The organism is Streptomyces sp. NPDC093109 (assembly GCF_040701725.1).
Taxonomy (GTDB): Bacteria; Actinomycetota; Actinomycetes; order Streptomycetales; family Streptomycetaceae; genus Streptomyces.
Window position 1 is genome coordinate 62,403 of record NZ_JBFBEZ010000007.1, and the last position, 19,581, is coordinate 81,983.

At 70.2% G+C, this 19,581-nt stretch carries 23 protein-coding genes; all 23 read right to left on the reverse strand.

Features of this window, described 5'->3' with window-relative positions:
- Window positions 1–8: 8 nt before the first annotated feature.
- The gene (locus AB0389_RS09690; RefSeq protein ID WP_366394786.1) at window positions 9–3,374 is read right to left on the reverse strand and encodes a hypothetical protein; all 3,366 of its coding nucleotides are present in this window, start codon (window positions 3,372–3,374) and stop codon (window positions 9–11) included.
- A 4-nt stretch (window positions 3,375–3,378) separates the two neighbouring features.
- Window positions 3,379–6,444 (reverse strand): phage tail tape measure protein, encoded by a 3,066-nt coding sequence (locus AB0389_RS09695; RefSeq protein ID WP_366394787.1) that lies wholly within the window; start codon window positions 6,442–6,444, stop codon window positions 3,379–3,381.
- Window positions 6,445–6,610: 166 nt separating this feature from the next.
- Window positions 6,611–7,021: a hypothetical protein gene (locus AB0389_RS09700; protein WP_366394788.1), complete on the reverse strand. Its 411-nt coding sequence runs from the start codon at window positions 7,019–7,021 to the stop codon at window positions 6,611–6,613.
- 9 nt (window positions 7,022–7,030) lie between these two features.
- Window positions 7,031–7,537, reverse strand: coding sequence for a hypothetical protein (locus tag AB0389_RS09705; protein WP_366394789.1), 507 nt, complete (start codon window positions 7,535–7,537; stop codon window positions 7,031–7,033).
- Window positions 7,537–7,947, reverse strand: a complete 411-nt coding sequence (locus AB0389_RS09710; protein ID WP_366394790.1) for a hypothetical protein — start codon at window positions 7,945–7,947, stop codon at window positions 7,537–7,539. Before AB0389_RS09710 ends, AB0389_RS09705 begins: the two co-directional genes overlap by 1 nt.
- A gap of 6 nt (window positions 7,948–7,953) precedes the next feature.
- Entirely contained in the window at window positions 7,954–8,688 is a 735-nt protein-coding gene (locus tag AB0389_RS09715; protein ID WP_366394791.1) for a hypothetical protein, read from the reverse strand.
- Between the two features lie 2 nt (window positions 8,689–8,690).
- Window positions 8,691–9,134 carry a hypothetical protein gene (locus AB0389_RS09720; RefSeq protein WP_366394792.1) on the reverse strand — a complete coding sequence of 148 codons (444 nt, stop codon included), beginning with the start codon at window positions 9,132–9,134 and terminating at the stop codon, window positions 8,691–8,693.
- Between the two features lie 14 nt (window positions 9,135–9,148).
- Complete coding sequence (locus tag AB0389_RS09725; protein ID WP_366394793.1) at window positions 9,149–9,730, reverse strand: phage gp6-like head-tail connector protein; 582 nt, start codon at window positions 9,728–9,730, stop codon at window positions 9,149–9,151.
- 3 nt (window positions 9,731–9,733) lie between these two features.
- Window positions 9,734–10,033: a hypothetical protein gene (locus AB0389_RS09730; RefSeq protein ID WP_366394794.1), complete on the reverse strand. Its 300-nt coding sequence runs from the start codon at window positions 10,031–10,033 to the stop codon at window positions 9,734–9,736.
- A 13-nt stretch (window positions 10,034–10,046) separates the two neighbouring features.
- Complete coding sequence (locus tag AB0389_RS09735) at window positions 10,047–10,445, reverse strand: hypothetical protein (RefSeq protein ID WP_366394795.1); 399 nt, start codon at window positions 10,443–10,445, stop codon at window positions 10,047–10,049.
- 55 nt (window positions 10,446–10,500) lie between these two features.
- On the reverse strand, window positions 10,501–11,763 hold the full coding sequence (locus AB0389_RS09740; protein WP_366394796.1) for a phage major capsid protein: 1,263 nt from the start codon (window positions 11,761–11,763) through the stop codon (window positions 10,501–10,503).
- A 211-nt stretch (window positions 11,764–11,974) separates the two neighbouring features.
- Window positions 11,975–12,646 (reverse strand): HK97 family phage prohead protease, encoded by a 672-nt coding sequence (locus tag AB0389_RS09745; RefSeq protein WP_366394797.1) that lies wholly within the window; start codon window positions 12,644–12,646, stop codon window positions 11,975–11,977.
- 10 nt (window positions 12,647–12,656) lie between these two features.
- Window positions 12,657–13,931, reverse strand: coding sequence for a phage portal protein (locus AB0389_RS09750; protein WP_366394798.1), 1,275 nt, complete (start codon window positions 13,929–13,931; stop codon window positions 12,657–12,659).
- Between the two features lie 10 nt (window positions 13,932–13,941).
- Window positions 13,942–15,480 (reverse strand): terminase, encoded by a 1,539-nt coding sequence (locus AB0389_RS09755; protein ID WP_366394799.1) that lies wholly within the window; start codon window positions 15,478–15,480, stop codon window positions 13,942–13,944.
- Entirely contained in the window at window positions 15,446–15,691 is a 246-nt protein-coding gene (locus AB0389_RS09760) for a hypothetical protein (protein ID WP_366394800.1), read from the reverse strand. Before AB0389_RS09760 ends, AB0389_RS09755 begins: the two co-directional genes overlap by 35 nt.
- 12 nt (window positions 15,692–15,703) lie before the next feature.
- On the reverse strand, window positions 15,704–16,123 hold the full coding sequence (locus AB0389_RS09765; RefSeq protein WP_366394801.1) for an HNH endonuclease signature motif containing protein: 420 nt from the start codon (window positions 16,121–16,123) through the stop codon (window positions 15,704–15,706).
- 446 nt (window positions 16,124–16,569) lie between these two features.
- Window positions 16,570–16,815 carry a hypothetical protein gene (locus AB0389_RS09770; RefSeq protein ID WP_366394802.1) on the reverse strand — a complete coding sequence of 82 codons (246 nt, stop codon included), beginning with the start codon at window positions 16,813–16,815 and terminating at the stop codon, window positions 16,570–16,572.
- A gap of 13 nt (window positions 16,816–16,828) precedes the next feature.
- Window positions 16,829–17,119, reverse strand: coding sequence for an HNH endonuclease (locus tag AB0389_RS09775; protein WP_366394803.1), 291 nt, complete (start codon window positions 17,117–17,119; stop codon window positions 16,829–16,831).
- Between the two features lie 2 nt (window positions 17,120–17,121).
- Window positions 17,122–17,667: a hypothetical protein gene (locus AB0389_RS09780; protein ID WP_366394804.1), complete on the reverse strand. Its 546-nt coding sequence runs from the start codon at window positions 17,665–17,667 to the stop codon at window positions 17,122–17,124.
- A 321-nt stretch (window positions 17,668–17,988) separates the two neighbouring features.
- Entirely contained in the window at window positions 17,989–18,168 is a 180-nt protein-coding gene (locus tag AB0389_RS09785; protein WP_366394805.1) for a hypothetical protein, read from the reverse strand.
- A gap of 317 nt (window positions 18,169–18,485) precedes the next feature.
- On the reverse strand, window positions 18,486–18,917 hold the full coding sequence (locus tag AB0389_RS09790; protein ID WP_366394806.1) for a hypothetical protein: 432 nt from the start codon (window positions 18,915–18,917) through the stop codon (window positions 18,486–18,488).
- A 78-nt stretch (window positions 18,918–18,995) separates the two neighbouring features.
- The gene (locus AB0389_RS09795; RefSeq protein ID WP_366394807.1) at window positions 18,996–19,211 is read right to left on the reverse strand and encodes a hypothetical protein; all 216 of its coding nucleotides are present in this window, start codon (window positions 19,209–19,211) and stop codon (window positions 18,996–18,998) included.
- Window positions 19,212–19,294: 83 nt separating this feature from the next.
- Window positions 19,295–19,555 carry a hypothetical protein gene (locus AB0389_RS09800; protein ID WP_366394808.1) on the reverse strand — a complete coding sequence of 87 codons (261 nt, stop codon included), beginning with the start codon at window positions 19,553–19,555 and terminating at the stop codon, window positions 19,295–19,297.
- Window positions 19,556–19,581 lie beyond the last annotated feature (26 nt).

Below are 19,581 nucleotides of genomic sequence, written 5' to 3' on the forward strand. Positions count from 1 at the left end.
GCTCCGTTCTACAGGGCGATGATCATGGGGGTCGCCAGCCGGATGTCCGTACCGGCCGGATGCGGCTTGACGATGCCGTTCACGGAGCGGACGGCGGTCGCCATCTGCGGCGTGACTACCTCGAAGTTGTCGTACCGCAGGACCGGGCTGGCGTTGCTCATGCCGGCGAACGCGCTGCCGGTGACGCCGATCGTTCCGGCCGGGATGGTGTTCGTGGTGATGGTGACGGTGTGGTGCCAGATGTCAGGCTCGATGGCGCCGACGGGCCAGACGCGCATCTGGACGGTGTGGCCGGTGAGGCGGACGCGCAGCTCGAACTCGTCCCCGGCGGCGTAGGTGGTGAGTTGGGGGTTGTCTCCGATCTGGGTGGTGTCGCGGGTGACGGAGACGTACAGGAGTCCGCCGGTGCCGAAGTGGATGCGGGCCCGGTAGAAGTTGCTGAGGGACTCGCAGCGCATGAGGACGCCGGGGACCAGGCTCGCGCCGGTGGCCACCACGGATGAGGACATGCGGACGCGGATTTCGCAGTCGGTGATGCCGGCGTCGGTGAGCTGCTGGAAGCGGACGGTGGAGATGGTGGCCGGGTCGGGCAGGGTGATGGTGCCCCGACCGCCGGTGACAGCTCTGTCCGTGGAGAGTCCGCCGGCCTGCGTCCACAGCTGCCCGGTGGTGGCCGTGCCCCACGTGCCCGACAGGGTGCGGGAGAACAGATCGAGCCTGTTCGTGATGGCGGTGAGGCGGGCGGCTTCCCCGCCGACGCGGATGTCGAGGGGGAAGTCGTCCGGGAATTCGCTGCTGTCGACCCAGCGGGGGTTGCCGGCGCCCAGGTCGGTGTGGAGTTCGAGGGCGGTCGTGGTGCTGGTGACGGCGGCGGCCAGGATGGAGCCGTCGGTGTCGGCGCAGCCGCGCAGCGGATCGTCGGTGACGCCGACGGTCCAGGGCGTGGCCGGGGCGGCGTTCATGACGATGTTCCAGGTGTACTGGTCCAGGGTCTCGGTGTAGCCGTAGGCCAGGACGTCGACGTCGCCCGGGGGCAGCCACGGGGGCAGGCTGGTGATGCGGACCAGGTCGCCGATGCGGAGGTTCAGGGCGCTCGGGATCAGGTGCGGCGCGGTGTGGAGCTGGAGGTGGATACGCGTGTAACGCGCCTCGTCGACCGTACCCAGGTGCGCGCGCCATCCGGCGATCTGTTGAGTCTGGCTGTCCCGGGCCACGTTCAGGGTGATCGACTCGTCGTAGATTCCCACCCCGCCCTGCTCCGGTGGCAGGACCGACAGCGGTCCGGTCTCGATGACGACGCGGCCGGATGATCCGCCGTCGCGTTGGATGGTGATGTCGTTGCGGACCTGCTGGTCGTCTTCCGTGGGTTCGAGCGGTGGGGCGACCTCGCCGGGCGCGAGGTAGTTGAGGGTGAGGGTGGGGGGCTGGTTGTAGAGGCTGGCGCGGGTGCGGTAGGTAAGGGCGAGCCGGTCCAGACTCTCGTAGAGGATCCCGCCGTCAGCGTCGGCGCAATCCTCTATGAGCGTCAGGAGGGTCTGGGGGTTCTGCGGGCCCATCGCCTCAGTCGGCTCCGGGGCGAGACTGTCCGCCAGGCCGATGGACAGCCGGTCTTCCTCGCGGGCCAGGCGCCGGAGACGGTCGGTCGCGGGCTCGTCCGCGTAGGCGGTGATCGCGCCGTCGAAGGCGTTGGTGGTGGTGTTGCTGAAGACGGTGATGTGGCCGATGGCCATGCCGTCCAGGGCGGGGGCGTATCCGTCCGGGGGGCTGGCGACTCCGCGGGCGCGGCCGATGGTGCCGGTGTAGGTGCTGGAGTAGCCGCCGGCGTCCCCTCCGACGGTCTGCCAGTACACGCCCCAGGTGACCGTATTGGTGGCTGACTGGTTGACCTGGAGGCGAAGGGTGGTCCACTGGCCGTAGAGGTCCATGCCGGTACCGATGGGCTGGCTGATCACGCTGGTGCCGTCCGCGTCCAGGCCGAGGATGCGGGAGCCGCTGGTGTTGGACTGGATGTACCACTCGGTGACGGTGCCGGTCGACAGGATCCGCATGAACGTGTGCAGGGTGGCGTTGGGGGTGTCGAGCCGGTAGACCCAGCGGACCTGCCACCCGGTCGGCGCGCCGGGCGGCGCGGGTACTGCGCCGGACAGCCGGGGAGGGTTCGCCCCGCTGTTGCTGTTGAGTACGGGCAGAGGGGCAGAGCTGGGCAGCGAGGTGGCCGATGCCCAGGTGACGCCGGTCGCGGTGAGCGGGGCAACGCCCGGCAGGGGGCTGTAGGCGCGGGTGGCGCCGTCGCCGTCCTCCATGGGCCAGTAGGCGAGGATGTCGGACTGCCGGGCCAGGCGCCGCCGCAGTGCACTGTCCAAGGCTTTGGCGCCCTGGCCGTAGCGGCGCAGCAGTCCGGCGGCTTCGATCGGGGTGTAGACGTCGCGGCCGGTGACGTCCCAGCGTGGCGGCCAGGCGCTGACCTCGCCCTGGAAGCGGATGTTGCGGTTGCTGATCGAAGCGTTCCCGCTGAGGGTCCATGCCCGGCCGGCCCCGTCGGTGAAGGCCGGGGCGCCGATGGTCTGCGCGGTGAAGTCAGCGTTGGCGACGACGGTTCCGTTGATGCCGGTGCGGAGCTGGAAGGCGCGGACCGCGCCGATCGGGGAGGCGTAGGCGGTGGCGACGATGTCTCCGACCTCCACCGGCACTGTGGAGGAGAACACCGACGTTGCTCCGACGCCGGCGTTTGGGACGCCCAGCTGCGTCCACGGGCCGGCGATCGTCGGCGCGGTGTAGTGGGTGATGCGCCCGGCCGTGACATCGAGGGTGGAGCGCACCGCGACCCTGCCCGATGAGGGCAGGGGCACGGGCACGCTGGAGCGGTACTGGGTGTAGTCGGCACCCGTGGACGACCAGCCGAGCGCGAGTTCGCCGGCGGCGCTGACGAACCAGTACCAGGACCGGTCGGTTCCCCTCCCGTACTTCGCGGCCAGCTCGACACCGAGGGGCACATCCCAGTTGGCGAGCTGGACCTCGGCCCGCACGTCGATCGACCCGAGGATATTCAGGGCGGCCACGTGCGGGGTGGACGCCCGGGCACCGTCGCCGGGCAGCTCCAGGAACGGCGGCCCTGCCGAGACCGAGACCCGCACGGGCGTGTTGCGGCCGAGCATCCCGTAGTACGGGCTCATAGGATTGCGGGCACTGTAGCGGCCGTCCCGGTTGTTCAGGGTCAGTTCACAGCGGCTCGGGTCGGTGCGCTGCCCCTCGTCCGCGCGGCCCCGGGTGATGGTGATCGGGTCACGCGTGTAGACGTCCGCCGTGACGTCCGTCCACACGCCGCGCAGCTGGAGGTCGACGCGCGTGTCCAGCGGATCGGCCGGGAATGCCATGAGTTCACCTCTGTCGTTGTCCGATGACCATTTGCACGTCGCCGCCCTTGGCTCTCACGGCCTCGCGGAGCAGCTCCACCAGGAAGTCGGCCGTGCGGCCCCCGCTGGAGCGGATCTCCAGGACGGTCCGGCCCCCGCCGATACCGTCGGGCAGTGGAGCCGGGGCGACCGGACGCCCCGTCCCCGGCGCGGCGGGGAGTGAGGGCGGCTGGACCATCGCGGCCATGGCCCGGTCCAGAACACCCTGGGCCTCGGCCACCCCCTCGGCGACGCCGAGCGGCACGAACCGGCCCACCTCATCGGCCATCAGACGCGACGGCGACTTGATGCCGAGCGCCTTCTTGATGGAGCTGGCCATCGACTTGGCGATCTTCTCCATCTGCTTCTCGATGGCCTTCTGCTGCGACGCGAGCCCCTTGACAATGCCCTGCGCGGCCTGGATCCCGGCCCCGTACATCGCGTCCCCGGCGGTCGCGCCCGCCTGCCCGGCCGCCTTGACCAGCGACGCTTGTGTGCTGTTGATCTGTTTGATCTGCGAGGAGTTGGCGTTGGCGAGCGCGGTGGCGGTCCCGAGGCCCTGCTCCACTCCGGCATTCGCGATCTGCGAGATGAGGTCGGAGCGAACGCCCTTCTTCTTGAGGACGGCCAGCTGTGCGGCGAACTGGCGGGCGTCCGCCGCCTTGCGCAGAAGCTGATCGAGGATGGCGTCTGCCGAGGTCGGGCCGCCGTCGTTCTGCGTGATGTTCGCGCTGTCGAGAATGCCCTTGCGGACGTCGGCGGCCAGCTTGTCGCGGGCCTTGATCTGGTCGGCGAGCGCCTTGGACGCGGTCTTCATCCGGGCGGCCAGGGCCGCCTCGCGGTTGGCGAGGGCGGCGAGCTGCTTGTTGCCGGACGCGATCTTGGCGAGCGCCCGGTTCCGGGCGGCGCCGGGCTTCAGCGAGTCCCGCACGATGTCCGCCAGCTTCGAGGCTGCGGCCTTGACCTGCTTCGCCGTACCGGTGAGTCCGTCCACCAGGCCCCGGCCGATCCACCTGCCCTGTTCCTTGGTGACCTTGGAGGGGCTGGCGATTCCGAGCGCCTTCGCGATCGGTCCCGGGATCATGCTCCGTGCCCAGCCGGTGATCTTCCCGGCGATCCATCCGCCCATCGACTGGATGCCTGACCACAGGCCCTCAACAACGTTCTTGCCTTTCTGGAGCAGCAGGTCGCCGAGGTTCCCGAGCCCGTCACGGATCCGGCCCGGCAGGCCTCTCACCCAGATGACCAGCTCGGCGGCCTTGCGGATGGCGCCGTCCTTGACGCGCTGCCAGTGGTCCCGCACGGTCTGGGCGATGTTCCAGCCCTGGAAGAAGCCGACGATCCGTCCGGGCACGCCCTTGATCCAGTCCATCAGGCCGTTCCAGATCTCGGACGTTTTCGCCTTGATCGTGTCCCAGTGCCTGATGACCTGACCGATGATCGTCCAGGTCATGAAGAAGTCCAGGAGCGTCTGGCCGATGCCCTTGATCTTCGACCAGACCCAGTCCCACGCCTCAGCGGTCCAGCGTTTGATCGTGTCCCAGTTGGCGTAGATCAGCAGCGCCAACCCGATCACGGCAGCGATGATCCACCCGATGGGGCCCATCGCGATCAGCCACTGTGCCGCCATCACCACGGCCCAGGCGACCGCGCGCGCCGCCATTATGAGGAACTGCCCGGCCGCCACGGCGCCCGCCCGGACCACCGCCGCGATCCACGTACCGATACTGACGAGCGCGGAGCCGACCCACGCGGCGCCGGTGATCGCTGCGGACACAACAGCCCCCGCGGCGATACGGGCGTAGGTCAGCAGGCCGACCGCCGCCATGCGCAGCCAGCCCCCGATGACCGTCCACATCGATGCCGAGATGACCGTATGGGCCGCGCCCACCACCGCGCTGACGGTGGAGTAGACGAACATTGCCACGCGGGCGGCGACCACAGCGGCGGCCAGGGCGACGAACCCGATCAGCAGGGGCTTCATCGTCCCGGAGTTTTCCGAGGCGAACGTGATCAGGCGGCCGGTAGCCGTGCCCAGCTCGGTCAGCACGGTGCGCTTGAAGGACTCCAGTTGCTTCTTCGCGGTGCCGCTCATGGTCTCCGTCAGTCGGCCCATCGCACCGTCGGCCTTGTCCATCCCGGCGGCCGCCGCAGCGGACGCCGGATCCATCGCGTACAGGGCGTCACCCATGACGTTGGCCGGGTCACCGAAAAGTGCGGCGGCGGCGTTGAGCTTGACGGTCTCGTCCTTGGTGCCGCGCAGCGCGTCCAGCGTCATCTGCAGAGCCTGCTCCGCGCTGCTGCCACCCTCTCCGATCTTCTTGGCCATCTCGTCCGAGGACAGGCCGATGGACTTGTACGCCTCCTGGACCGGCGCCCCGTTGGCCAGGGCACGCTCGCCGAACTGCCCGATCGCGTCGCTCACCTGGTCGGCGTCGCGGGCACCGTTTTGCAGGGCCTGGTTGATCAGACCGATGGACGTCTCGCCGTCCAGGCCCACCCGGCGCCACTGGGTCGAGTATTCGTTGAGAGATTCGAGCAGGTCGCCCGACTTGTCGGCGGCCGTGCCGAGGCCGGTGGCGATGATGTCCAGGGCCTCGTCGGTGTCGGCCGCCAGCCCGGTACGGACCATCTGCCCGGCCGCTGCGGTGGCCATCGTGAGGTCCTGGTCGTAGGTCTCGGCCAACGCAAGGACCTTGCTGGTGACGCCCTCCAGCCCGCCCTCGGCCGCGCTGGTGTCGCCGATGTTCTGGTACACGCCCTTGACGGCGAGGTTGACCTCATCGATCGACTCGCCCCAGGCGCCCGCGTAGACGGAGGCAGCCGCGTCCCCGGCCGCCGCCGCCTCGGCCGGCCCCAGCCCGAGCTGCGCGGTGAGCTTGGCGTTGGCTGCCTCCATGTCCAGGCCCTGGACCACGGACATTCCGAGGACGGCGGCGAAACCTGCGCCGATCCCGGCCGCCGCCGTGTTGAACCTCTCGCCCATCCGCGACACGGTCGCGGACGCGCGATCCCGCGCCACCAGGTTGAACACCAGAGAGGTGTCCGCCATGACGGCTCACCTCCCCTGCTTCAGCTCTTCAGTTTTGCGGCGGCCTCTTCGTTGGCCTTCTGGTACGCGTCCAGCCAGTCCAGGACCGCATCCGTCTCTTCGACGGTCATCAACCTCCACTCCCAGGGGCGGATCCCCAGGAGGCGGGCCGAGTTGCCGAGCTGCCTCAGTCGGCGATCGGCAGCTCCGCTTTTCCCTCTTCGGCCACGTCGTCGAACGCCGTCTCCATCTGCTGGTCGATGGCGGTGAGCGCGGCGGCGAGCTGGTCGCCGTGGGTGTTCTCCAGCAGGTTCGCGCGGATCTTCTCCAGCTCCTGGCGGGAGTACTCCAGCTTCAGCTCGTCCCAGGCGAAGTCGACGTCCTCGAACTTCGTCTTCGGGTGCTCGCGGCGCAGGAAGGTGAACAGCAGCGCGCGGCGGCACAGGCTGTTGCCCTGGACTACGGCGGTGGTGAAGTCGGAGAAGTTCTTGCCCGTCCGGCGCTCGATGTCCTCGCGCTCCACGGACATCAGCTTCTTGGGGTTGTAGCGCCAGCGGGTCGGCTCGGCCTGGCCCTCGGGCTGGTAGACGAGGAACACGGTGCTCTCCTATCGGGCCCGCGCCGCCAGGCGCCGGGCCATCTCTTCCATCGCGTCATGGACCGCGGCCCGGTAGGCCGCCGAGTCGTTGGTGAACGCGTCATCGAACCAGCCCGGTTTGCCGTGCTGGGTACGCCACGGTTCGTGGCCGTAGGTCAGGGTGCGCCACCCGCCGTTACGCCGGTTGATGCGCTTGGGGGCGTTGCGGAAGCCGCGGATCTGCGGTGTCTTGAACGCCTTCACACGGGCGCCGCTCCACCGGCCGCCGAGCTTCACCTCGGGGCGGATCTTCTTGGCGACCGCCGAGCGCAGGGACGGCCCGCTGCCCATGCCCGCCGAACGCAGGCCCATGATGCTGGACTTGGCCTGTGCCGCGCCGGGGCGCAGCGCGTCGCGCATGGTGCGGGCGAGGTCCTTGCGCAGGGCCTTGCCGTCGTCCTCCTGACGGATCGCGCGCACGAGCGCGTCCAGTCCCTCGTGCGTGACCGTGAGATCGAACGGCGGGCCGCCGGCCATTAGGCGACCGCGCGGACCACCGCGCCCGACGTCGGATAGCCCACGCTCACGGACGCCTCGTCGCCGACCCCGCCCTCGATGGGGTTCCATCCGTTGATCAGGACGCTTCCCGACCACTGCGGGTTGGACGCGGACACCGGCGCGGTGTCGAGGCGGACCACGAAGGGGACCACCGTCCCGAGCAGCGGCCACATGAGCGAGTCGATCTTCGTAGCGGCGACGTCCTGGAGAAACTCCAGCGACAGCTCGCCCGACTTGAGTCCGCCGAGGACTTCCTTCCAGCCGAGCGAGGCGTAGGTGGTGACGTCCTTGTCCTCCACCTCCACCGTCAGCTCCGCCTTGCGCGTGTAGTCGGAGAGGTTGTTGGCGGCGAGGCTGACGTGGGCCGCCAGCAGAACCATTTTGGCCATGGTGGATCACCTGATTCCCAGGGAGACAGCGAACATGAAGGACGGCGCGGTCCCGGCGATGGTCCAGGCGACGCGGTAATGCGTGTCGGTGACGGCCGCGCCGTCGCCCCGCGCGATCTGCCCGCCCGCAGCGGTCGCCGCGGTGAAGGTCAGGCGGGTGGTCGGCGAAGCGAACGCCCCGTCGCCGGATTCGATACGTGCCGTGATCGACGGGGTGCCGGTGCCGGCCGCCGACAGAACGTGCAGCGCGGCGTACAGGCGCTTGCCCGTGGGGATGGTGCCGAGCTGGAGGGCGGTGCCGGTGCCGGTCGCGGTGCGGGCCAGGCCCGGCGGGTGGGCGATCTGGCCGCGCACCAGCGGCCACGACGACTTGACGGTGCCCGCCCACGGGGCGACTTCGCCGACAGCGTCGCCGACCTTGTAGTCGGTGCGCAGTCCGTTGGTGAAGTACGCGAGCGCGCCCACAGTCGAGTCGGTGGGGCAGACCGTGTAGGGGCCGGTGCCGCCGAGCGTGGACCAGGACGCGTCATCGACCAGGCTCGGGTCGCCCGCTTCCCACTGTCCTTCGGCAGCAATCTCCGCAGAGCCCAGGCCGCCGATCACTTCCTTCCAGCCCTGGCTGCGGTAGTTGGTGACGTCCTTGTCCTCGATCTCCGTGCTGAGTTCGACCTTGTTGGAGGCGCCGGAAAGGTCGGCGCCTGGCGCGAACAGGCGCGTGTCGAGCAGGATGAACTTGCCCATGGTCAGCCCTCCCCGATGATTTTGACGACCAGCTCGGCGCCGAGGTAGGTGGTGCCCTGGTGCTCGTACCAGCGGTATCCCTGGACGCGCATCACGTGCAGGTCGTGGGCCAGACCGCCCAGCGCGTAGTCGCCCGGGGCGCCGCGCGCCGCCTCGATCGCCGCCTTGAGCGACGACGGCCCGGACCCGGCGAGGAGGCTGTCGAGGGTGCGCTGTGCGGCCCGGTCGTCGGCGATGCCGACCAGGACCTGACAGGTCAGCTCCACCTCGTCCAGCGCGCGGCCCATGGCCTTGTCGAAGTCGATCGTGTAGTCGGCGGTGAAGAAACACGGCGGCGTCACCGCGTCCGGCACGTAGCCGGTCGCAGTGAGGCGGGCGATCCCGGCCGGCAGGACGACGGCCCGCGCGGCATCGGCGATCGCAGCCCGTACAGCGGACATGTCCATCGGGTGCTCCCTTTCTATCCGAAGCCGGGGATGACGAAGTGCTCGATGAGCGCCCACACATCCGGGTCGCGGCGACTCAGCCGGACGACGCCCCACTCCGCTGAGCCGGTCACGCCCTCGGGGCTGTCCTTGCGGCGGTAGAGGCGGGCGGCCTGGATGAGGGTCGCCTCGCGGATCTCGTCCGGTACGGCCGGCCAGCCCCAGCGGGCCGTGACCCGGATACGGCCGGTGCCCCACCCGGCGCCGGACAGCGCGGTGATGGGGCGCCCGCGCAGCAGCGCGTTGTCGGGGGCGGTGTCGTAGCCGGTGAGCGGCGACCACGTCCCGGCGCCGCCGGTTTCCACCAGCTCGGGGTCCGCGCCCATGTCGTCCAGCAGGACGCGGGTGCCGGCCTCGTCGCGCACGGTCCGCCCCGCCAGCGTGAACGACCGTGCGGACGGTAGGTCATCGAGCCAGAAGCGGCGGCCGGTCGCGGTGTCGATGCCGCGCGCCGCTGCGGCGAGCGCGTTGTCGAGCAGCTCGTCGCGGGTGGTGTCGTCGTCCTCCAGGCCGAGCCGGAGTTTCAGCGCGTCGCGGGTGGCGTACTCGTTGGCCACGGTCTACTCCGTGACGGTGTCGGCCCCGGTGGTGTCGTCGGCCGGCGCCGCCTTCACGCGCCGGGTGCGCTTCGTCTCGGCGGGCGGGGTGGTGACCTCGGCCGGCGGCTGGGCGCTGGTGGCGGACGGCGGCGGGGTGGCGGTCTCCGTGCCGCTCGCTTCGTGGTCGAGGGCGGCTTCGGCGATGCCGGAGGCGCACAGGTGCTGGGCCTCGCCGGTGGGAATGTCGACGACCTGGCCACGCGGCGGCCACGGCACGCCGTTGCGGGTGCCGGACATCTCGACCAGCATGCGGATCTTCATCGTGTCCCTCTTCTCAGTGGGTGGGTGCGGTGCGCGGCGAACCGAGCAGGATCCCCGCCCCGAACACGCCGCCGGTGGTGGATCCGGTGGTGACAGCCACAACCCGCAGGTAGCGGCGCGAGGCGAGCACACCGGTTTCGAAAACGGTGTCGTCATTGATGGCGACGACGGTGGGCACCGCGCCCTGGAGCTGGTCGGCGGGCACCGCCTGCCAGCCGGTCGTGCCGTCGTCGGAGTCCTGGACAGCGATGGCGTGCGAGCCGTCGGTGATCGTGCCGGTCGATACGAGCACGACGGCGTCCTGCATCCCGCCGTTGACCGCCCGGTCCACGGCGACGCCGTTGGCCGTGCCGTCGACCCGGGCCACCGGCGACAGCGAGCGCCGGAACAGGGTCTGGTTGTACGTGGACATGGGTTCCTCCGATCGGGCCGGGCCGGACCCTGTGACGGGGGTCCGGCCCGGCGGGTCAGGCGGTGCCGCCGGTGAACGTCTTGATCGCGCCGGTCAGGTCGACCAGCGCGGCGTCCGCGCGCATCAGCGCCCGGAAGGTCACCAGGTCGTTGCCGAACGCGTACTCGTCCGAACGCTCGAAGCGGATGCCGCCCGCGAGCCGGATGAAGTACTGGGAGAAGTCACCGAACGCGATGCTCTTCGCCGAGGCGGCGACGGCCGGCATGTTCGGGTCGGTGAGAACCGGCTTGCCGAGGATGGTGTCGGGCTGCCCGGCGATCACCGACGGCTGCCAGATGTACTGCCCCTCCGATGTCTTGATCTTGCGGACCGCACCGGCGGTGCCGTCCGCCATCAGCCAGCGGCACGCCGCTGACATCCGGTACGGGGAGATCACCGAGTGGAACAGGGTGATCAGCAGATCCGCGCCCTGCCCGGCCGTGGACTGCGACCCGAACCCGCCCACCGGCGTCGCGGCGTTGGGGCCGGTCGCCCCCGCGCTGGCGTCGGTCAGGATCCCGCGCGGCTTGCTCGATCCGTCGCCGGTGATGGTGTGCGCGCCGAACGCGTTGCCCAGCGCCCGCCCGGCCTGCATCGCCAGGTAGCCCTCCAGGTCCACGCCCGTGTCGGTGAGCAGCTCCCGGGACACCTGGATGAGCGTGCCGTACTTGTACGCCCCCAGCGACACCTGGCCGAACGCCGGGTCAGACTCGCCGATCGGGCCCGCCTCCGTGACGATCGCGGCACTGGAGTGAGCGGTGGTCTTCGGGATCTGGATGACCTCGCCGCTGGCGGTGTTCAGGACCGTGGCCCCGGCCTGGAGGATCGCGGACGTCTCGATCAGGTGCGCCACCAGCCGGTCGTAGAACGAGGTGGGCACCGTCGCCCCGCCCGCACCCGAGGACAGCTTGGACAGGTCACGGAAGTTGACCGGTCCGGCCGGCTGCACCTCGAAGACCCGCGGCCCCTCACCCCGCAGGAAGGTACGCAGCTCGGTACTGTTCTGATCCCCGGCCGGACCGCCGGCGCCCGGCTGCTTGCGGGGCTCCCCGCGCAGCGCGGCCATCGCGTCCTCCGCGTCCTTGGCCCGCTGCTCCCCTTCAAGGACCGCCTTGATCCGGACGTCCAGCGCGTCCAGCTCGGAGTTCAGCGCGACCCAGGACTTCTCCTCCTCACCGGAGAACGCACGGTTCTCGTCGGCCGCACGGTCGGCCAGTTCCTTGGCCTGCTCCCACACGTTGGCCCTGCGCTCGCGCAGCTTCTTCGCAACTTCGGACATGACAATGCTCCCGTCGAACCGGTATCGAACGGAAGCCCACGACGCCCCGCACCAGATCTGGTGCCTGCGGCCGACGCGTGCTGCAATCGGCGGTCGTCTGATCACTGCTCCGTGCTGCGCGTGCCGACGGGGTTTCCAATCGGCAGACCCGGCAAGTCGCCGGACCCCCGCCGCTAGGCGGGCGCACCTCGTACTCGAACGGTCCCGACACTCAGGTGTACGGGTCGGTCTTCCGGGCCAGCAGCGCCATCCGCGCAGCCGCCCCGTAACTCGTCTTCTCCTGCACCTTCGGCTTGCCCGTGGTGCGGTCCGTCCTCACGAAGAAGCGCCGCAGCTCGTCCTCCTCGGCGAGCTTGCGGACCTCTTCGAAGTCGGCGCCCATGTGCCGGGCCAGCGACCGCAGACCGGCGCTGCTGTCCGGGTAGGCCGGGGTGTTGACCGGGGCCACGTCCACCAGCTGCACCTTGACCAGAGTCCGCAGCGGGAACCCCTGATCGGTCGTGCCCCAGCTGTCCTCGATCGTGCGGAACGCGAACGAGGACTTGCGGACGTCGCCGCGCTGCACCAGCTCCAGAATGTCGGAGCGCGCCTTGGGCGGCTCCACCTCGTAGTCCAGGCCCGTGCCGTCCACCATCAGCCGCAGCGTCCCGCCCCCCGTGCTGCCGAGGAGCATGTTGTCGTCGTGGTTGTACCGGGCGATGACGTCCGGCCAGCCGTCCCCCCGGGACGCGTTGAACGCCGCGGCGTCCACGGCCTCCACGAACCCGCCGAGGTTGCTGGACTGCCGGTTGAAGACGGCCGCGTAGCCGCCGATCATCTTCCGGTCGGATGCGGCCCGCAGTTCGACGGGCACCTTGGTAAAGCGCCGCTCGGTGTCGGTCACCGGGGCCTCCTCACTCAGATGGGTTGGGACCGCCGGCCGGAGAGCCCGGCGGCGGGGACTTCGGCGCGAGCAGCGCCACCGGCAAGAACAACTCCCCGCCCTGACCGGGCGGCAGCGGCGGCAGATCTTCCAGCGCCCGCACCTCGTCACGGCTGCGCCAGCCGTCATGGAGGGCGATCGCGTGGGCCTGGTAGCGGGTCATCAGATCCACCCTGATCATCGCGTCCACGTTGAACCGGACGAACTCCCTGCCCGGCATCAGCGCGCTGAGCTTTGACTCCAGCCGGGCCAGCCACGGCCGCAGCGTGAACCCCACGAAGTTGATTGCGTTCTGCTCCACGTTCGCGTAGGTCATGCTGCCCCCGGAGTCGCCGCCCACCATCTCCGGCGGCACTCCGTAGATCGCCGCGATCTGCGACGCGTTCAGCCGCATCGTCTCGATGAACTGGCTCTCCTCCGGCGACACGGTCAGCGCGGTGAAGTCCCAGTCGCTGCCGAAAACGAGCGGCTTACGGGCCCGGATCCGGGAGGACAGTCGGTCGCTGATCTCGGCCGCCTCGTCCGGGTTGATCGCCTTCGCCGTGTTCTTCATCGTGGCCGGCGGTGTGCCCCCGTTGTCGAACCACGACAGGCCGTACTCGGTGGCGCTCAGCCCGACACCGATGGTCCGGGCGAAGTAGCTCACCGGTGACAGGCCCACCACCTTGCCGGGCATCACCACCCACGGGATATGGACGATCTGCTCGCGTGGCACCTCCTGGCCCTGCCAGTAGAAAACCGGCAAGGTCGGGCGCAACTCGTCCACCCACACGTCATCCGGGTTCAGCCACTCGATCATGGTGGGGAACCCGAAGTCGTCCCGCTGCGTGATCAACCCGAAGGCGTTGCCCCGCAGCGCGAGCGAAACGACCGCCTTGTGCAGCCACTCGAAGAGGTTGTCCCGCGCGGCCGGCGCGAACAGCAGCGAGGGAACGAACGTCAGCATCTCCCTGCTGCCGCCGTTCTTCCGGTAGGTCTGCACCGGAAGCGAGGCGATCGAGTCCGCGAGGATCCGCACGCACGCGAACAGCGGAATCAACTGCATCGCCCGTCCCGCCGACGAGGACGGCGAAGAGGCCCCGCCCGAACCGAGCCACGGCAGCGACGTGATCGCCCGCTTACTCACCCCGGCCAGCGCCCGGAACGGGGCCGCCACCACCCGCCGCACCCGCTGCCACCCGCCGGGCCGCGGCGGCGCCCCGCCCGGGTACCACACACCATCAGGACCGAGAGTCGGGCCCACCATCACTCCCTCCTCACAGCACCGAGTCCAGTGCGTCGTAGTCGTCCAGGACCGCCGGGCCGCGCGTGAGCAGCGCCCACCGGGCGATGGTCACCGCGACCAGCGGCGCCACATCCACCAGCGAGCCGGTACGGTCCAGCACCCAGGCGTCGCCCACCTTGCGGGTCCGCGCGCCGTTCACCGCGGCGGTCAGCGGCACCTGGTCCAGATGCGCGGCCGTGCCCTGGTTGAGCGCGTCGGCCAACTGCCCGCACGCCTCCACCTGGTCGTAGGTCCGCAGCACCACCAGATGCCCACGGTGCGGCTTCTCCTTGTCCTCGGGCACCGTCACCCCGGCCGACACCAGCGCATCGACCAGCGACCCGGCAGGCGACCCCCCACCGGAGATCGCCACCACCAACGGACTCCACAGGCGGGCCAGCTTCACGACCGCCGGAACCACCCAGTCCGTACCAGGCCGCCGGTCCACCACCTCCAAGTGCACCCGCCCGTCCGGCCGCAGCGACGCGACAGCGATGGACGACGAGGACCGGTCCTGCGACACATCGACCGCGAACGCCAACTCCCGCCCGGCCCGCGTCTCCTTGTCGACCAGGCCCGGCCACATGCGCTTGGGCACATTCGGGTCCTCGGGCGGTGCCGCCTTCCTTGTCCGATTCAGGTACGCGCGATCGAACTCACCCGGGTCGAGCTTCTCCAACTCTGCCTGGATGACCGCCTCGCTCACCGTGTGCCCCAGCGCCGGCAGCGTCGCACGCCACGTCGCCGGATCATCACGCGGCATATCGTCCGGAGCGAACCACTCAAAGTACGCGGCGGAAGGATGGACACCCGTTTCCCACAGACGCTCGATCAGCAGCCGCCCGGCAACCCGCTTCTTGTTCAGCCACACCGAACGCTCGGTACCACCGGCCGACGCCCACCACAGCTGAGCCATCGGCTTGGTCAGCATCGCCGGGCTGAACGCCTGCTCCAGCCGGTCGTCCTCAGCCGCGAACGCCTCGTCAATCACACCGAGATCCAGGGGCGGACCGTGACCGGCCTTCTCCGTGTTCGACGTGATGCCGAGCAGGGAACGCGTACTCCCCCAGATGATCGCCTCGTTGCCCGTCGTCTTACGCGGCCGATACTTGCCGTACAGCTTCGACGCGTCCAGCGTCGCGAGGAACTCGTCCTCCCACCGCTTCTTCGCCATCGTCCTGTTCTGCGCGGCGTAGGTGACATTCTGCCGTTCCCATGCCGCGATCCGGTGGACCATCACGGCCAGGATCTGCTGCGTCTTGCCCTGCTGGCGGGGCACAGACAGCCCCACCTCGCGGTGCGCGAACACCCCGGTCTCGGGGTCGATCTCCAGCGCCACATCCAGTACGTACTTCTGCCACGGCATCGGCTCGAAGCCGAGCTTGGCCATGACCCTGGCGGCCTTCCCGCCGAGCGTCGGGAACTCCGGGCGTCGCGGAGTACCCCAGAACGGCGGGCACTCCAGCCCGTACAGCTCACGGCACTGGGCGGCAAACTCACTCGGGGCTGTCCAGGTCGGCGAGGTCGTCATCTTCATCTTCCGCCGGGCGGCCCTCCAGGAGCTGCTTCAAGGTCGCGCGCAGCTCCTTGTTCAGAGCGGGCAGGAGCCGGCCCTCGTCACCACCGCCACCATCGATGTCCACAGCCAGCCGGTACGCCATCTCAGCCAGCGTCGGCTCCACCCCGGCCAGCCCGCCGATCGCCTCGATATCCTCCCGAACAGCCGTCTCTACTGGCCCCATCGCCTTCTCCTCTCATCCGATCAGCGCGAGCTGGACATGGCCGCCCACCCCACGGCGGGAGTTGCACCCACGGTGGGCCAGAGCCAGGTTCGCCGCCTCGTCGGTACCGCCGTCCGACACGGGCACCAGGTGATCCAGCGTGGCCGCGTCACGGTGCTGGAAGTGCCGGACACGGTCGACGGCCCGCCCGCACAGGTGACACCGCCACCCGTCCCGCCCGGCTATGTCCTCCAGCTTCGGCCGGGGACCCACCACCACCGCACCACGACGAACAGCCGCTGCCCGCCGGTCCTTCGCACGCCGCCTCGCCCGCGCGCAGCCGTCGCAGAACCGGCCCGCCTGGTTCCGACCCCGCCCGGTGAGCGTCCCGCAGTCGTCACAGGGCACCGGGCGTACCGGCACATCGTTCAGCCGCTGCAGGTTGAGCCCCATACGGACACGCGAGCACGCGTCCGAGCAGGTACGGCGGTACGGGTCGGTGAAGCTCAGCCCACAGTGAGCACAGGGCCGGGGACCGTACAACTCCGGCCTGCTGTAGGGCTGCGGCCGTTTACGCCGACAGAGCCTGCACGTCGCTCGCCCGGCGGGCAGGCCACCGCGGCCTCTCCACATCAGCGTTCCGCAGCGGGCACAGGGCAGGTCGGGACGACGCGGCATGAGACCTCCAGGGCATGCGAAAGCCCCGATGCCTGGAGACACCGGGGCTCTCTTCCCCCGCGGATCAGACGCGGGCGACTACGGGTTCAAGATCACTGCCAGGGGTTTCGCCCCTCGCGCGCAAAAATAAAAGCTGGGCGCGGGGCTGGGAAGATGATCTCCCCAAAAAACGGAGCCGGATCCCCGCCCGGATCATGCCTCTGACCTGCGACGATGCGACATCATCGGTCCGCGCGCCCTGGCTTCCCGATCAGGTCCGCATTGGCGTAGGTGTCGGTGAGGACGGCGGCGCGCCGACTGCGCGTCGGGCCGATGCCGAGCCGGGCGAACGCCTGCCAGTGGCGGGTGTGCACCGAGGCCGAGGAGTCGCTGAGCGCGGTGGTCGCGGCCTCGCGCAGTGAGGCCAGCTCGTCGTCGGTGAGGGTGAGGGTGTGGGTGGTGACCTGCTCGGTCGTCAGCTCGGGCATGGGGCTGCTCCTGTCAGGGTCCGGCGTACCAGTCGCGTGAGGTGACCAGCCGTGTGACGGCGGCGAGCGGGCCGGCGCCCTTCTCGTTGTTGCATTTGCGGAGGCAGGTGGGGCAGCCGAGGACGCCGTGGATGGGGGCGAGGTTGTCGGGGTCGGCGGTCGCGCCGCCTCGGGCGACGGGCTGGATGTGGTCGACGGCATCGGCGGCCTGGTGCCCGCAGACGATGCAGACGTCGGATGCGGCGAGGCAGCGGGCTCGGGCCTGGCGGTACTCGTAGCTGGTGAGGTCGGTACGGCCGGCCACGGTCAGTCGCTCTTGGGCGTGGTGGCGAAGGTGTACGGGCCGCTGACTCCGGCGCTGTGGTGGGTGGCGGCGGCCAGCGCGGCGCTGAGACGGTCGCGGGGCTTCATGCCGAGGGCGCTGGTGGCGTGGAGTGCTCCGAGGGCGAGTTCGTCCCCGCAGCCGACGGCGGCGTACTGGTCGGCGGGCTCGCCGACTTGGTAGTCGCTGTCGATGCTGAAGAGGCGTCCGTGGATGCCGACGAGGAAGGTCCCGGCGCGTTCCTGCTCGGCTTCCTTGGTGGCCCAGCCGCCGTCCTTGAGGCAGGTCCTCAGCGCGTCCACGAAGGTGGTGACCATGAAGGCGCTGAGGTCGCCCTCGGGGTGCGGGGCTTTGAAGGCGTGGTGGAGGAGCTGGCCCATGCGGAACGAGGTGGTGAAGCCGAGGGCGTAGGGGCCGTTGGTGAACACCTTGGGGTCGCGACGGATGGTGAGCTGGTAGCCGGCGACTCCGGCCGCGTCGCCTCCGAGGTGGACGCGGCCTTTGTGGACGAGTCCGACGATCACGGTCATGGTCCCCTCCCGGGCATCAGTCGTAGGGCCAGCCGCCGAGCCATGACTTCCTGGTGGGCAGGATGGCGACGGTCTGCCCCGGGTACTCCTCGCGAAGCTGACGGGCGAAGTGCACGGCGTGGGCTGCGGGCATTCCAGTTCCGTTGCCGTCAACTTCGCACTGGAGGCTGCCGTGCTCGAACGCCATGACCATGTACACGGGCCGCTGCCTGGGGTGAGCCGGGCATGACGAAGGCCCCGTCCGGGTGGGCGGGGCCTTGGTGTCTGTGGTGTCCGGGCATGCCGAACGGGGCTTCAGTGTGACATTGCCGTCTGTGCTGGTCAAGCAGCCTTGACGGCGGTGCGCGGTTGGACCTCCGCGAGGTCGATCAGGGCGCGGCCTTGGCGGTCGTAGCCGTGGTGGGTGAGGGTGCCGCGGCTGAGGCGTTTGCGGAGGGTGCGGGGGTCCGTCCCGGTGGCTGCTGCGGCGGCGTAGATGTCCACGATGATCGGGGCGTTCATGTGATCAATGATGCGCCGTGGGCGGGGCGTATGGGTGAGGCCCCGCCGTGCGGCGGGGCCTCGGGTCCAGCAGCGCCGCAGCCAGCAAGCGCGGATGGGATGTCTCCCACGGTACGGCGGGGGTCTGACAATGGGCGGTCAGTGGTTGTGGGGCGGGTACCACCAGCCGCAGATGGCGCAGTACGGCAGCTCGGCGGCGAGGGTGGCGATCAGCTGGTGGAGTGTCATGATGCGGGTCCTGTCTCCCTGGTGGGTGATGGGCCCCGGGGCGGCTGGCTCACTGCCAGGCGAACAGCCGCCCCGGGGGTGAGCGGTGGTCAGGTGGGGCGGACGCACGTCGTGTGGGTGTCGCAGTTGCATCGGCCGCAGGCGACGCACATCTGGTCGGGCTCCAGGTCGCATGCGGGGCATCCGCCGGTGAGCGAGAGGTTGAGGTCGTCGGCGGGGACCGGGGGCTGCTCGCTGGCCGGGTAGTCGTACCGCTCGGCGCCGTCGGGCGCGGTGTCCATGTGGGCGGGGACCTGCTCGGGGTCGTGCGGCCAGATCCAGCAGGTGCGTCCGCCGAGGTAGTACGGGTGGTTGAACCGGTTGATGGCGACGAGGTCGGCGGCGAGCCGCTCGGGGGTGGGGTGCGGGCTGGAGAGGGCGGTGATGACGCCGGTGCTCATCCGGCGGCCGGTGTCGGCCCGGGTGATCAGGTAGGTGTAGCGGCGCTCGTGGGGCAGGGCGGCGATCTCGGGGATGGGCATGGTGGTCCTTTCGGTGGGTGTCCGGGGCTGTCCCGGCTCTCCTCACCGCCCGTCTCACTCGGGCGGATCGGGCAGCCGTCAGTCGGCGTGCTTGGGGGTCCAGGTGCCGGCGTCGAAGTCGGCCAGCTCGTCCAGGTGCTCGTCGGCGGCCTGCCGCATGGTCTCGGCGAGGCGGTACTGGCCGTGGGCCGCCGCGTCGCGCTGGGCGCGGCGGGAGTTCTTGATGTCGGCCTCGATTTCGGCGCGGGTCTGGGCGGGGGGCTGGGTGCGGAAGAAGTGGCGGCTGCTGGACACGGGTGGGTCCTCTCGTCACGTCCGGTGCGGGCTGCTCCGGCTCTCCTCACCGCCCGGTCGGGCCGGGCGGATCGGGCAGCCGGTCAGCGTCCGAGGACGCGGGAGATAACGGTGGCGAGGGCGAGGAAGCCGAGGAGCGCGAGGGCGGCGCGGCTGCTGACGTACCGCGTGTCCGGGTCGCGCGCCTCGTGCCCGGTGACACGGTCGATGTGTTCGCCGTCGGGGACCAGGCCGCCGTGGACGGTGGCCCGGTGGTAGTCGCGGTGGGCCTCGGAGTCGGCTCGTGTGGGGGTGGGCGGGCTGCTGGCTCGGCACTGTCCGCAGCGGTAGCGGTAGGGGCTCATGAGGGCCTCTCGGGGGTGGTAGGCGG

What these genes read in the sequence shown, in the direction of transcription:
- AB0389_RS09690 (WP_366394786.1), bottom strand. Translation starts at nt 3,374, where the DNA reads ATGGCATTCCCGGCCGATCCGCTGGACACGCGCGTCGACCTCCAGCTG.
- AB0389_RS09800 (WP_366394808.1), bottom strand. Translation starts at nt 19,555, where the DNA reads ATGAGCCCCTACCGCTACCGCTGCGGACAGTGCCGAGCCAGCAGCCCG.
- AB0389_RS09785 (WP_366394805.1), bottom strand. Translation starts at nt 18,168, where the DNA reads ATGAACGCCCCGATCATCGTGGACATCTACGCCGCCGCAGCAGCCACC.
- AB0389_RS09790 (WP_366394806.1), bottom strand. Translation starts at nt 18,917, where the DNA reads ATGCCCATCCCCGAGATCGCCGCCCTGCCCCACGAGCGCCGCTACACC.
- AB0389_RS09765 (WP_366394801.1), bottom strand. Translation starts at nt 16,123, where the DNA reads ATGGGGCTCAACCTGCAGCGGCTGAACGATGTGCCGGTACGCCCGGTG.
- AB0389_RS09715 (WP_366394791.1), bottom strand. Translation starts at nt 8,688, where the DNA reads ATGGGCAAGTTCATCCTGCTCGACACGCGCCTGTTCGCGCCAGGCGCC.
- AB0389_RS09705 (WP_366394789.1), bottom strand. Translation starts at nt 7,537, where the DNA reads ATGGCCGGCGGCCCGCCGTTCGATCTCACGGTCACGCACGAGGGACTG.
- AB0389_RS09735 (WP_366394795.1), bottom strand. Translation starts at nt 10,445, where the DNA reads ATGTCCACGTACAACCAGACCCTGTTCCGGCGCTCGCTGTCGCCGGTG.
- AB0389_RS09760 (WP_366394800.1), bottom strand. Translation starts at nt 15,691, where the DNA reads ATGGGGCCAGTAGAGACGGCTGTTCGGGAGGATATCGAGGCGATCGGC.
- AB0389_RS09780 (WP_366394804.1), bottom strand. Translation starts at nt 17,667, where the DNA reads ATGACCGTGATCGTCGGACTCGTCCACAAAGGCCGCGTCCACCTCGGA.
- AB0389_RS09710 (WP_366394790.1), bottom strand. Translation starts at nt 7,947, where the DNA reads ATGGCCAAAATGGTTCTGCTGGCGGCCCACGTCAGCCTCGCCGCCAAC.
- AB0389_RS09750 (WP_366394798.1), bottom strand. Translation starts at nt 13,931, where the DNA reads ATGGTGGGCCCGACTCTCGGTCCTGATGGTGTGTGGTACCCGGGCGGG.
- AB0389_RS09740 (WP_366394796.1), bottom strand. Translation starts at nt 11,763, where the DNA reads ATGTCCGAAGTTGCGAAGAAGCTGCGCGAGCGCAGGGCCAACGTGTGG.
- AB0389_RS09720 (WP_366394792.1), bottom strand. Translation starts at nt 9,134, where the DNA reads ATGGACATGTCCGCTGTACGGGCTGCGATCGCCGATGCCGCGCGGGCC.
- AB0389_RS09755 (WP_366394799.1), bottom strand. Translation starts at nt 15,480, where the DNA reads ATGACGACCTCGCCGACCTGGACAGCCCCGAGTGAGTTTGCCGCCCAG.
- AB0389_RS09730 (WP_366394794.1), bottom strand. Translation starts at nt 10,033, where the DNA reads ATGAAGATCCGCATGCTGGTCGAGATGTCCGGCACCCGCAACGGCGTG.
- AB0389_RS09695 (WP_366394787.1), bottom strand. Translation starts at nt 6,444, where the DNA reads ATGGCGGACACCTCTCTGGTGTTCAACCTGGTGGCGCGGGATCGCGCG.
- AB0389_RS09770 (WP_366394802.1), bottom strand. Translation starts at nt 16,815, where the DNA reads ATGCCCGAGCTGACGACCGAGCAGGTCACCACCCACACCCTCACCCTC.